This window comes from Bacillus sp. AFS017336 (assembly GCF_002555445.1).
GTDB lineage: Bacteria > Bacillota > Bacilli > Bacillales > Bacillaceae_G > Gottfriedia.
The window spans coordinates 13,700-28,312 of sequence record NZ_NUCO01000041.1; the positions used below are offsets into that span (position 1 = coordinate 13,700).

The 14,613-nt window shown below is 36.8% G+C and carries 4 protein-coding genes and 1 pseudogene; 1 reads left to right on the forward strand and 4 read right to left on the reverse strand.

Annotated features, from left to right (window positions below; genetic code table 11):
- Positions 1–260: 260 nt before the first annotated feature.
- Positions 261–4,481, reverse strand: coding sequence for a S8 family serine peptidase (locus CN601_RS21170; RefSeq protein ID WP_098172262.1), 4,221 nt, complete (start codon positions 4,479–4,481; stop codon positions 261–263).
- 337 nt (positions 4,482–4,818) lie between these two features.
- On the opposite strand from CN601_RS21170, the gene CN601_RS21175 reads away from it, so the two are divergent.
- On the forward strand, positions 4,819–6,063 hold the full coding sequence (locus tag CN601_RS21175; RefSeq protein ID WP_098172263.1) for a helix-turn-helix domain-containing protein: 1,245 nt from the start codon (positions 4,819–4,821) through the stop codon (positions 6,061–6,063).
- A gap of 146 nt (positions 6,064–6,209) precedes the next feature.
- Here the strand turns inward: CN601_RS21175 and CN601_RS21180 are convergent, their stop codons facing one another.
- From CN601_RS21180 to CN601_RS27920, 3 genes and pseudogenes are all read right to left on the reverse strand, one after another.
- On the reverse strand, positions 6,210–10,439 hold the full coding sequence (locus CN601_RS21180) for a S8 family serine peptidase (RefSeq protein WP_098172264.1): 4,230 nt from the start codon (positions 10,437–10,439) through the stop codon (positions 6,210–6,212).
- Between the two features lie 1,047 nt (positions 10,440–11,486).
- Positions 11,487–12,049 (reverse strand): annotated as a pseudogene (locus CN601_RS21185) (beta/alpha barrel domain-containing protein); the annotation flags it as partial.
- Between the two features lie 185 nt (positions 12,050–12,234).
- A partial coding sequence (locus CN601_RS27920) for a S8 family serine peptidase (protein WP_179865639.1) occupies positions 12,235–14,613 on the reverse strand: 2,379 nt, incomplete at its 5' end.

Sequence of the window (14,613 nt, forward strand, 5' to 3'; positions counted from 1 at the left end):
AGTGTGTTCCATAAGAAACTAACATCAAGTCGTTTATATTAGTGACGAACTCTGGTCTATCTTAAAACCGCACCTATTACGGAAATTTCTAATATCTTTATTAAATCTATTCAAGCTTGTATAGCTATTCAAAATTTTGTTCTTTCTAAATAAGCTAAAAGACCAAATCTTTTAGCGATTTGGTCTTAAAAATTATATTGCCATTCTATTGTCTCTCCGTATCAACTGAACTACTTACCCATTTCTCATTACTATTTTATTTAATGCTTTGGTTCCAGACCGATCAAGTTCAAGTAGTAATCTAATCCTTTTTTACCCACTGTTGCTTGCGGTTCTTTTTTTGCTTCTGGTGATTTTTCCATAAAATTCTTCTCAATGAATCGAACATCGGTCTCATTTACAACACCATCTTGGTTAATATCTTGTGCCAAGATAACTGAATCAGCTGTACCATACATATCAACCACACTTTGAACATCTTTAATGTCGACTACATCATCACCGTTTACATCACCAGCAAGGCCAAGGTTCATTTGTGCCAATCCAATACTTTGTCCATAATAAGAACCTTGTCGTATAACACCAGTCATAACTTGCTTATACGTTTTTAAATGTCCTGGAATGTCTACTACAACAGTAAAGTTCTGTGCAGAAGCCGGTACACCTAAAATTGTAAATTGTCCGCGGCTATCGATTGTCCCATTATATTTCTTTCCACTTGGAGATACTGCATAGATCTTTGCACCAATTTTCGTGTAATCACGTGATGTTAAGATTAATCCGCTAGTAATTGTTTTTGCGAATGCTTCAGGTAAAATACTTCCAGTTATTTTTGAATGCTTCGATACAAAACCAAAATTAGCTGTGCTGTAAAATGGAAGAGTTACCGCATTTGATTGGCCTGCCTTCATATAAGTAGAAGTCGTCACTTTAAAATCAGATTCTCCGTAATACGATTCATCTCCCGTTACTTTGAATGTAATGTCTAAGAACGGCATATCTTCGTTCAAACCTTTAAATTCAGATCCACTTAGTGTGGCACCGACTGTAACTAGGGAAGAAACTCCACTTCCTTTAAAAGCTGGATCGCTTACTAAAGCATCTAATCTATTTTGTTTCGCATATTTCTTGATTGCATTGTTTAATTTAACGTTTTTAAAGGTGTATAACCCTGAATCATATTTCACATCATATTTTCCTGACACAAGATTTTTCACATTGTTTAGACTAAGTGTCATTGTGACAGTATCTCCTAATTTCACTTCCTGTTTATCATAGCTCGAAGTTAGGTACTCTGTTCCTTCTTTTAGGTAAATATACTTTTTATAATTTACATTCAACGCAATGTCTGAAGCAGCAAAATATACATAAAATGGTCCATTAGCGATATCAGTTGATTCGATTCCATATTCTACATCGCCGTTTGCTGCTACAGGCGGCCAGTCAATAACCCCATAATATGGAAGTCCGTTATAGGTTAAGGAACTATACATTGTGTTTGCCGATTGATCAATATTCAATCCTTTAGACTTTAAAACGTTTATTGAACTATCTGTTACATTACCATGATTCCAGAACGCTTTCTTACCATTTTCTTCGGTGTACATTGAATCATTGATTTCATATACACCAGGTTTTTTGTCAAACTTCACTTCTGGTTTTGTGTTGTCTACAAGGATAGATGATTCATTAGTATAGGTTTTTCCTTCTGCATCTGTACCAATTGTTTCAAATGTGAAATCCCCTTCTGGTACCTGTAGCCACTCATTTGAAATTGGTTGATTCGGATCTCCTGTAAACGGACGGACATATCCTGTAAATAAATTTCCAACTCGGTATGAATTATCAGGTATTGCAGTTTTCACATTGATTGATGCTACAAGCCCAACTACTTTTCCTGTTTTATTGTCCTTTAAGATGACATCTAATGTATCTATCGGACTTTTTAATTTGAATGTCGCATTAATAATTGGATTCATATACTGCCAATTCGGTGTATTATTTGCCATTGCTGGTCTATCAGGTTGGAACGACTCAATTCCTCGATCTGTGATTCTGATTGCAAATGGAACTTGATATGTTTCATCTGGGTTACTTGCATTCGTGACATGGATGTACCCTTCATAACGACCTTCTGCGGCACCTTGAGGGACCGTAATTGTTGGCTCGATATTGACTGATTTGCCACTTGCAACTGCCACAGTACTTGGCACATCTAACTTTATGCCATTTGCTACTGCATCTTTGATACCTGTACGCTCACCGTGATACTCTACTTCTACGTTGAATGTTTTATCTTCTTCGCCACTGTTCTTAATGACCATTTTACGTGAGTCTTCAATCGGTCCACTAACCGGTTTATAATGAGTACCAAATGAAATAGAACCTGTTTCGTTCGGTATTTCTACGATTGCATTATTTTCTAAATTTTCTGTTGTATCCATTACTTTAATTGAGATATCAGTGTGTACCGCATTGTAAGCATCAATACGGCCCGCACCTTGTTCGAACACAGAGTTATCACCTTTTAAATCTACTGCTGTGTTCATCAAAGCTGACTTGACATCAAATGGCGTATATCCCGGGTGGGCTTGTAAAATTAATGCCGCCACACCTGCTACGTGAGGAGTCGCCATAGACGTTCCTTGTAAACGCGCATAAGCTGTAGTGTAATCCACTCCTTCTTCTGGGCTATTAATATACTCTGGAATCGTCGAGAAGATCGCTACACCCGGTGCGACTACATCCGGTTTAATATCATACGTGCCACCAACAGGTCCTCGTGAACTAAAGCTAGCTAAGCTATCCCCTTCTGTTTGAACGTTTGTCAACTCTCCAAATGTAAGAGATGTGTTATCTCCTAGTGCTTTTAATTTCTCACCGTCAGCTTTTGTTAAGCGGAAAGCTGGAATAAGTCCCATCTCTTCCCCTAAATAAGAAGTGATTTCTCCATCTATATTGTTATAAACAATGACTGCTTTTGCTCCAGCCTTCGCTGCATTTTTCACTTTCTCATCAAATGTAACCTCACCGCGCTGAATTAGCGCGATTTTTCCAGTCAGATCTTTTCCAGTAAAGTCAGTCGTCTTTCCTAACCCGGCAAACATCACCTGCATGGATTGGCCTTTTAGTGTTTCTAAATTGTCTGTGAAATTTTTTCCTAACAACTTTACATTCTCAATTGTTTGACTACCTGCACTGATTTTCGTAAGCGTTGGGATGTTCATCGCAAAGTCACTTGCGCCAACCGTAATAGCAAGCGCGGCTGTACCTGGAGAATGCAGAGTTTTTTCGTCTGGTCCATTATTTCCTGCTGCTACAACTGATACTACACCGGAAAGCATCGCATTGTTAATCGCTATAGCTGTTGGATCTAGTGGATCATTTCCGCCACCACCTAATGATAGGTTGATGACATCCATACCGTCTGCAACTGCTTTATCAATACCGGCAATAACAGCTGATGTCGCACCAGAACCATATGCACCAAGGACGCGATAGCCGTATAGGTCTACATCCGGAGCTACTCCCTCTACCGCATAATCAACACTATTTTTCTGCTCACCTGCGATTGTACCAGATACATGTGTGCCGTGCTCTGTATAGTAAGCAGATCCTGAAGTTGGATCGATTTCCGGTTGGTTAGATGCCTTCCAATCTTTATACGTTGTTTCCATCGGATCAGCGTCATTATCAACAAAATCCCAACCTTTTACCATGTCCGGTTCTACTGCTTTTGGATCACCAAATGAAGAGCGAAATCCTTGGTAAGCATATTTTAAATCCGGGTGATTGTAATCAATACCTGTATCAATTACACCGACTTTTATGCCTTTTCCAGTTATTTTCTCTGAATGAAGCTTGTCCACTCTAATTTGAGGAATGCTGTCCATCATTTTGGATTCTGAAGCTGCTTTCGTTTCAGTTGGCAACTCAAGCTTGACCACGTCGTCTTTCCATACACGTTTAACTTCACCAGATGCGACTAAATTTTCAATTTCTGATCCTGGAATTGTCATTGCCACGCCCGTAAATGCTGAACGGTATTCTCTCGTAATCTTCGACTCTTTTAACTGCGGGCTGGCACTTCTTTGATTCTTTAAAGCTTGAAAACTTTGTTTAAACTCACTATGAGCGTCTTCTACCTTTGCAGCAGCCGTTTTAGATGTCATGCGTAATCCTTTTGCGGCTTGTTTCATGACTTCGACTTTTGCTGGGGCTTGATTAAATTCAACAATTACGTTAACTAAATTAGGACTTTTTGTATCAATAGAAGGTGCAATAACAAAGGCTGGTTTTGCATCAATTTCTTGAAGCGACTTTCGTTGTGCATCCGTTAATTTCATTAAAACTTGTTTAGCTTGATCAACTGTTTGATCTTGATTCCCTTGCGCCAATACATTAAATGGTACCGTGCCTGATGCCAGTACTCCAGCTATTACTGTACTTGCAACAACACGATTTAATTTCGCTCTCCCCATGTTTAATCCCCCTTATTTATGTGTACAAGCAATTTACATTAAACAAAAAATTTGAAATTTTCCAAAATTCAAAATATCAAATTCCTATTTAAATTATATTCTATCATTAAATTACACACTATCGGGGTTTTTTGATAGTCCAATAGACCTACTAAATTTCACAAACCAATTGACAGTAAATCCTTCATTTTGACAAATAATCGACAAAAACCCTACTTTTTTCCCTTAAAATCACACAAATAGTATAAAATCATCCAAAAAAAACCTGAATACTTTCTTCAAATTTGGGGTTATTATTAAATATATTACGAAAACTAACTTAAGCGAGGGAGAAACGTTGATTGAAGGAAAAATTATACAATTTTATAGACAACATAGAAATATGACACAAACTGAATTAGGAGAAGGTATTTGTTCTACTACTCATGTGAGTAAAATTGAAAGGGGTCTTACAGAGGTTTCTGACAATACTATTACCTTATTAGCTGAACGACTTAATATCATTATGGAAGATGAAATCCAAACATATATGAGTTTAGACAAGCTACTAAAGGACTGGTTTCAGTCCATTACTATGAAAATAACCGTAAAAGCAGATCATTTAAAAGAACAATTAGAAGCCTATCCACTTATCCAAATATCTAATTTTTTTCAACTTTATACTCTTATCCTTACGAAATACTATTTATTTAAAAATAATGAGAAATTAGCGAAAAAAAAGCTAAAAAAATTAGAAAACAGCAAACATTTAAGCCGATTTGAAGAAAACCTTCATCTTCATAATCAAGCAATCTATCAACTCAAATTTAAAAATAATTACATCGAAGCCATTTCATTGCTAAAAGAAATTAATTCAAACGAATATAATAATAAAGAGTTTTATTATGATCTTGCATTAGCCTACCATTCGACAAATTCTAGAGTTTTAGCATACTATTATGCGAATAAAGCATCACAATTTTTTAATGAACATCATTGTTTTTCTCGGGTTATGGAAGCCGAAATACTTATGCTCATTCAGCTTGAAGAAACTGATAACAGTAATACAAGTAAAGAAGAATACCATCGTCTAATTGAAATGTCATTAGAATACGGTCTAAATCACCAGTTACATATTCTTTATCATAATTTTGCTTACCATAAATTACGGGCTAATCAATTTATGGATGCAAGTGAGCTTTATAAGAAATCGATGCAATTTCGAGATAAAGAATCTAACTACTATCTAGGGTCTCTTGAAGGGTATATTAATTCAATGACTAAAGGAAATTTATTATCAAATAAGGAGTTACTTTCACTAGTCGAAGAGGGATTACGTTTAGCGGAAAAAAGTAACGCACGAATGTTCATCCACATTTTTAAACTTCACCAGTTTAGACTTCAAAACTTAACAGACGAATATTTTCACTTCTTAGAAACGGACGTTTTACCATTTTTACATGAGATGGGGATCTTTCCAGTCATCGAGCATTATCAAATTAAATTATTTGACTATTACATGGAAAAACAAAATGTACAAAAAGCAAACATGTATGCAAAAAAATTAGTCGATAAATATCGTAATAAAAATCAATATGTATAATATACTGCCTTTCGATCAACTAAAGGACTTTGAAAACATTTGAATTCTCACAAGCATTATCTGATTTGTCCATAACTAACTAAAATAGCCCTGATTTCCTGCTAAACAAAAGGAAATCAGGGCTTCAATTAAAGAATTAAAAACTCTTAATTTTTAGGCTCAAGACCCAATTCATGTAAGAAATCAGTCACCCCTTTTTTATTGAGGGTTTCTTTCGGCTGTTTATTGTTCTGTGCATCAAGACCAATGCGCAAGAAATTCTTTTCTACAAAGCGGATATCCGTTTCGTTTACAGAATTGTCTTGATTGATGTCTTCTTTTACCGGCGTGTTTGTGCCGTACGTATTAGCAACCGATTGTACATCTCGAATATCAATGACTCGATCCTTGTTCACGTCACCTGCATATGTTAATGGGAAGTTTATATCGCTATAGGATTGCCCAAGCCATTCTCCGCCCTTTTGTTTGCCAAACTGGCCCTTCAAAACGCCTGTTAAATGCCCCGGAATTTCAAGATATAGAGTATATGCTTCACTGGAAGCTAGGACTCCTTCTATCTTGTATGATCCGCTTGCACTAATCGTGCCCTTGTACACTTTTCCATTTGCGGCCTTCGCGTACACTTTTGCTCCGATTTTAGAATAGTCGATTTTATTGTTTAAAGATCCTGTTGCATTCAAGAAACCTTCTGGTTTAATTTTCCCACTTATCACTGAATGCGTTGAAATCAAATTAAACATATTGTAAGCAAAATACGGAATGCTGATTGACTGTTCTTGTCCTGCTTTCAAATAAGTGAAGTTCTTCGTAGGAAGTGAAATCGCGTAAGCAACATCATAAAAGCTATCACTTATTGCCTTAAAGGTTACATCCAAGAACGGCATATCCCCGTCCATTCCTGCAAAATTACTGCCCTCGATAGATGCTCCTACTTTCACTGTGTTCCATCTCGAATCCCCTGTAATAACAGGATCTTTTAAATTAATAGAAAGATGATTCTTCTTTGCATATTCTTTAAATTGCTTACTTGCCTTTACATTCATGTATTGGAAGAAAGCCTTTTCATAACGCATTCCAAATTCCCCGGATACAAGCTGTTTCACGTTATTCACAGTTAATGTTGTTGTGATTGTACCTCCTTTTCTGACTTCTTCCTTATTGTAATCATTTGTCGCATATTCCGTTCCTTGCTTTACAAAATAATAATATAGCACTCCGCCAGGAAAGTTTGCTGCTGTTGCGTAATCAGTTGCTAATAATCTAAGCTGATACGGCTTGGTTGCAATCTCTTCTGGAAGCACACCAAATTTAATATCTCCATTTGCTTTTACTGGAATGAAGCCTGGAAAAGCAGAAGTTTGTGGGTAATATGCTAATTGATTTTTAGACTGATCTACACCATTGACCCCTTTTCCTTTCAGTACATCAATAGTAGAATCATATACTTTTCCATGAACCCAAAGTGCATGATAACTATCTTCGTCTGTATACATCGAATCATCTACTTCTATCACACCTGGTTGATAGTCCTTAAACGTCACTTCTGGAGCTGTATTGTCTACAATGAACACTTGGCTGAGAGAGTAAGATTTACCTTGTTCGTCATGACCAATCAGTTCAAATTTATAATTCCCTTCTGGTACTAGGATTTTTTCACTGCTGATTGGATTTTGAGGATCGTTTGTAAACGGGTTTATATAGCCTGTATACATACTAGTAATAGTATAAGTTACATCTGCTTTCATAGTGCTCGCATTCAATGTCCCCAAATAACCAATTGCTTTATCTGTCTTTTCATCTTTTAAAACTATATCGATCGATTGCATTGGACTTTTCAATTGAAGCTTTGCTCCAATTATTGGTGTATAGAATGGATGGACTCTGACATCATTCGCGGCTGCAGATCTTGATAATTCTAAAGATTCAATTCCTTTTTCTGCCACACGGATCGTAAACGGAACTTGGTATGTTTCACTTGGATTGTTTGTATTTGTCACATGGATGTAACCTTCATAACGGCCTGCTGCAGCACTTTGAGGGACCGTAATCTTTGGTTGCATTTCACTTGATTTGCCGCCTGCAACAGTGACGCTACTCGGTACATCTAGTTTTATGCCGTTTGCTACCGCATCTTTGATACCTGTTCGTTCCCCGTGATATTCTACTTCTATATTGAATGTTTTATCTTCTTCTCCGTGATTTTTAATAACAACTTTCCGGCTGTCTTCAATCGATCCATTCTCTAATTGGTAATGGCTTCCAAATGAAATTGAACCTGTTTCATCATTTACATTTATAACTTGACCGTTTTCAATCGTTTGCGTTGTATCCATCACTTTAATGGAGATATCAGTATGTACAGCATCATAAGCATCGATGCGTCCCGCACCTTGTTCAAATACAGAATTGTCTCCTTTTAAATCTACCGCTGTGTTCATTAAAGCCGCTTTGACATCAAATGGAGTATACTCTGGATGTTTTTGCAGCACCAATGCCGCTACCCCCGTTACGTGAGGAGTCGCCATGGACGTTCCTTGTAAACGCGTATAAGCCGTTGTGTAATCTACTCCGTCTTCTGGGCTATTGATATACTCAGGAATCGTCGAGAAGATCGCTACACCCGGTGCCACTACATCCGGTTTAATATCATAACTTCCCGCAACAGGTCCCCTAGAACTAAAGCTTGCTAGACTGTCACCTTCTGTTTGTGTGTTTGCCAATGCTCCGAATGTAAGCGAAGTGTTATCACCTAATTCTTTCAAGCGTTTTCCATCCGCTTGCGTTAAACTGAAAGATGGAATAAGCTCCATAGCTTCTCCTAGATACGAAGGGATTTCTCCTTCGATATTGTTATAGATAATAACCGCTTTTGCACCTGCTTTTGCCGCATTTTTGATTTTATCGATAAATGCTAGTTCACCACGTTCGATCAAGGCAATTTTTCCAGTAAAATCTTTCCCTTCAAAATCAGTCGCTTTACCAAGTCCGGCAAACATTACCTGCATCGATTGATTTTGGAGAGTTTCCAGCTTGTCTTTATAGTTTTTTCCTAACAGCTTAACGTTCTTAACTGTTTGCTCACCTGCACTCATGGATGTAAACGTTGGGATATTCATCGCAAAATCACTTGCGCCCACGGTAATGCCAAGTGCAGAGGTTGCTGGAGCACCAAGTGTTAGTTCATTTGGACCTGCATTTCCTGCCGCTACAACTGAGACTACACCCGACAGCATCGCATTGTTAATCGCAACAGATGTTGGATAAAGCGGGTCATTTAAGGAATTCCCCAGAGATAGATTGATTACATCCATACCATCTGAAATTGCTTTATCAATGCCTGCAATGACACCAGCTGTAGCACCAGAACCGTATGGACCAAGCACGCGATAGCTGTATAAATCTACATCAGGGGCAACCCCTTCTACCGCATAATCTACGTTGTTTTTCTGCTCCCCAGCAATGGTACCTGATACGTGCGTACCATGCTCTGTATAATAAGCAGATCCTGAAGATGGATTGATCTCCGGCTGTTTTGAATCCTGCCAATTTTTGTACGTTGTTTCCATCGGATCTGCATCGTTATCAACAAAGTCCCATCCTTTTACCGTGTTCGGATCGATTGCTTTCGGATCTGATCCAAATGATGCACGATAGCCTTGGTATGCATATTTTAAATCCGGATGGTTGTAGTCAATCCCTGTGTCTATCACACCGACTTTAATTCCTTTTCCAGTCACTTTTTCCGCATGTAGCTTATCGACTCCAATTTGCGGAAGGCTGTCCATCATTTGGGATTCAGAAGCTATTTTCGGTTCTGCCGGAAGGTCAAGCTGTACCATCTCGTCCTTCCAAACACGTTTAACTACGCCAGAAGACAGGAGATCTTCCACAGCTGTACCAGGAATAGTCATCGCTACGCCTGTTAAAGCAGTACGATATTCTCTCGTAATCTTTGACTCTTTTAACTGTGGACTTCCACTTTTTTGATTTTTTAATACTTCAAAACTATGTTTAAACTCGCTATGAGCTTTTTCTATCTTTACAGATGCCTCTTTCGTCGTCATACGCAATCCTTTTACTGCCTGCTTCATCACTTCAACTTTCGCTGGTGCTTGGTTAAATTCGACAATAACGTTTACCAATTCTGGGCTATGTGTATCAATGTTTGGCGCTATTACAAAGCCCGGCCTTGCATCCAATTCTTCTAGCGCTTGTCTTTGCGCATCCGTCAATTTCATTAATACTTGCTCGGCGTTATCAATTGACTTTACTTCAAGTGGGCTTTGTGCCAATGTGTTGTACGGCATAGAACTTGATACCAGTACACCGGCTATCACTGTAATTGCAAATATACGATTTAGAGTTTTCAACTGCATACTAATCCCCCTTAGTTTCATGTTCTAGCAACTGTAAAATTCGATTTTTCCAAAAATTAAAGACAATCTTTTTCGCTGAATCATAAAAATATTTATCCTCTTCAAGTCCTTTCTAATTATTTTTATAATCTTCAGAAAAACCTAATTACATTGTAATGACAATTGATAAAATTGCTATTTTGAAAAATTCATTCAACTACTAAATATTAATCGGTAAATTTCAACAAATAATTTTTCTAAAATAATTATATAAAACAAGTTAAAGTACATTCTTAACTGAGGTTAAAAAAAAGCCAAACTAAAATTTCTTTGAATCAAAAAATAATAGCCATTCAAAAATATCTGAATGGCGAATGATCTCTTTGCTTTATCGGAAAATCTATCGATGTTCATAGGAAAAACGTAGAAACTTGTTAGCTTTTTATAAGCAATATGGGGAAGAAGCTCTAATTTCTGCATATACAAATTACTCTAAAGGGTTTAAAAATTGGCGTAATAAAATTTATGAGCGAATAGAAATATTCTTATAATTTTGACAAAATAAAAAGCATTTCTCATTTCAAAGAAATGCTCTTACTTTAAAAAGTTAAAATTACAACTTGTTCTCCAAAACTTCCAAATAGTTTATTGAATTACCTCTCCTTAACAACCTTATGGGTTGTTTGAAAAAGGGGATTCCTAAGAACACCAGTGTATCCACCAGTTATTGATTAGGCGATCCCCGCTGTACCGTAGCAATCAAAGAATAGGTAATCGGTATAGTATAACAAAAGAATGAAATTTTCCGAGGCATTAGAATCAAAAACATCTGAATATGATTATTCATGTTCTAAGTTTTAATACGGAAAACCATTGAGTAAGAGTGATTTCACCTCTTTTCAATTTATATCAATAACAGCATCAACAATAACATTATCATTATAATTGTTTTTATTATTGTTGTTATAATAGACATATGTTTCATATTGCTAATTGGAGTTCATAAATAGTGATAAGTAAACGCCTCGTGTCCATGTTTTTTTGCATAGTAACCTTTAAAATCTTAGATTAAGCTTTTACTTTTGAAGAAGATTCATATAAATCTACCGCTTCATTTACTGTGAATCCTTTATGGACGATGGAATGTATCGCTTGGATCATTGCAAGAGGATGCTGTGATTGCCAAATATTTCTTCCCATATCCACCCCAGCTGCACCTTGCTCCATAGCATTATACGTAATTTCTAGTGCCTCACGAATTGTATTAAATTTTGGGCCGCCTGCAATAACGATTGGAACCGGGCACATACTCGTTACCTGTTCAAAGTCGTCGCAGTAATAAGTCTTAACAATATCGGTTCCCATTTCAGCAAGAACTCTTGAAGCTAATGCTAAAAACCTCGCATCCCGTTTTTCAAGCTCTTTTCCGACTGCATTAATTCCAAGTACAGGTATTCATCAGTTACAACCTGAGCTAGATTCGTTACTGTTTGAGTTCCATAGTCAGAACCGATAAAAACCGAAACCCCTAAACCAACAACATTATGGCGAATTGCTTCTTTTATTGAAGTAACGATCCTTTCATTCGCTAGATCCTTCCCTAACGTTGTAGGACTGTCTGAAACACGAAGGTCCAATTAAATCCATTAAACCAAGCGGTCAATGTAATTTTATTCATTAATAGTCTGTTCTTTCTATTGTTTCTAGTAAGTCTATGCAATTTTTGTGCAATGTGAATGCAAAAAATATGATGGTAGGGTGTTATCAATAAATTAAAAGAGCAACTACACATCAAGTAGTTGCTCTTCCACTATTATTATTGTATTCCTAATGCACTTTTTACACTTTCTAAGGTTTGATTCTTATATTTCTTTTTAGGAGCTGGTGCATAATTGATTGTTGGATTTTGCATTAAGTAATTTTCTTCTATAAATGTCATATCTTTAGCATCTACTGTACCATCAAAGTTTATATCAGCTGCACGTTTGTTTGTTCCCCAATAAGTTTGAATATACAATGCATCCATTACATCAATCACATCATCTTTATTCACATCACCTGCGATCGCTGGATTATTTCGTAAAAATAGATTTTGATTGATGACTTTTCCATCTTCATGGAATCCAACAGTAAAGTTCTTGTGAACTGTGAAGTGGCCTGGTACATCTAATTGTAATTCATATACATCATCATTCAGTGGAAGATTTGGAACGCCAAAAGTTGTCGTACCTGCTCTAGAATCAATTGTTCCATTAAAAACTTTTCCATCTGGCCCTATTGCTTTTACTTTAATCCCCATTGTTGAATAAGGAAAAGAACCATTTGGTTGTTGATTTCCAGGTACTCCATAATATAGTTCAAAGGCTTCAGCATCCAATCCACCGCGAACCAATGAAGATGTAGGATTACTATATAACCCTGGATTACTACCAAAAACCGTTTTTGTCGAACTATTTGTATCTGTATACGTTACGCTTGATAAGTAGTTCTGCCAGATCGCAGCTTGTGCAGTATACGTGTTACTGAATGTAGAAGCAACATCGACTAAAGATAGGTTACCAGTTAGAGGTGCAACTCCATCCTTTAAAGTAACAGTTACTGTTGCTTGATACGTATTACCGCCAAGAAAAGAATCTTCGAATTTGACATCAACTTTATCCGCAACGCTCGGATGTGGTTTTACATTAAGTGTTGCAACATCGTTAATATGGTAAAACGTAAACACAGCTTGCTTTACATTGCTTACTTTATTTAAGCTTAAAGTCGAATGAACAGTTTCTCCCATATTACCTACTCTTTTTTCAGGCTGTAGGAATCCATATGGCATGTCATTTCTAGTGAAGTAAATCTCTCTACCTTCTTTGAATGTTTTATTAGATGCCGCGTCAAGTGCATAAAATGATAGTAACATTGGCCTTGTTGCATTGGTTGGTATATTGATTGAGAATGTACCATCTTCATTTAAAGGAATTGATTTTGCAGATCCTCCAAATTGATCTTGATAATATAGTTTAGTACTTGCTTGTGTGAAAGGAAGTCCAAGGTTTTTCATCTCTTCTGTTTCTTTGTCAAAAACCGAACCAGTTACATTGACTGTACTTTGACCTGGTGCATATTCAACTACATCTTGGCTATTGATTGTCATCTTAGGAGCAAGATTATCAAAATAGAAAGGTGCTTCTTGAATAAATGTACGCCCTGCATCATTTGTCGCAACAAATTTCAGTTTATAATAACCTGGTTTTGCTAAATCTTTATCATAAGCAAATGGATGGTTTTCATCGCCTGTAGAAGCATAGTAAAATCCACTAAATACTTTAGAGATTGCAAGATTCACATTTTCATTCATTAATAATCCATCAAAAGTGCCGACGAAACCTAAGTCTTTATTCGTTTTTCCATCTTCAAGAATGACATCGATTGTGCGCATATGAGATTTTAGACTAAATCTTGCTGTTGTATAAACTAATTGACCAGCATATGCAGAATCGAATACTTGTGTAAATGTTTGTGGCGAAAGTGTTACAGGGTTCATTCCTTCTTCGACCGTTTTAATTGCAAATGGTACTTGATATGTTTCATTTGGATTATCATGATTTGTATAAGTGACAAATCCTTCATATGTTCCAAGTGCAGCTGATTTTGGAACAGTGATCGCAACAGTTGATTTCTTTTTCGAATTTGCCCCTATTTTAACGGACTTATCTGTTACGATCATGACTCCGTTTGCATCTGCATCTAATGAGCCTCGACGACCTGTTTGGAACGAAACATTTACGTCGAACGTTTTTACTTGATTGCTATTATTATAGATATTCAGTGAACGTTGGTCACTTAAGTTAGAACCCGCTGGTGCATGTATGCCAAATGCTAAGGCACCCGTTAAATCTTCTACTGTTTTTAGATTGCCTTTTTTATCTAAAACACCTTTTGTTTCATCAACTACTTCAACTCTTGATTTAGAATGTATTGCCTCATATGGATCAACTTGTCCTGCACCTGATTCAAACACACTATAAGAACCATTTAACGGATCCGCTGTATTCATTAACGTTTCTTTTATTTGAGCTGGTGTCAAGTTAGGGTTTGCTTGTAATAATAAAGCCGCAACCCCAGCAACGTTAGGAGTAGCCATTGATGTTCCTGATAAATTATCATAAGCATATTGATAGTTTCCAATTTGATCTGCCCCATG

Bases quoted from the DNA above. Each gene is read 5' to 3' on its own strand.
- CN601_RS21170 (WP_098172262.1), bottom strand. From the start codon at position 4,481: ATGGGGAGAGCGAAATTAAATCGTGTTGTTGCAAGTACAGTAATAGCT.
- CN601_RS21180 (WP_098172264.1), bottom strand. From the start codon at position 10,439: ATGCAGTTGAAAACTCTAAATCGTATATTTGCAATTACAGTGATAGCC.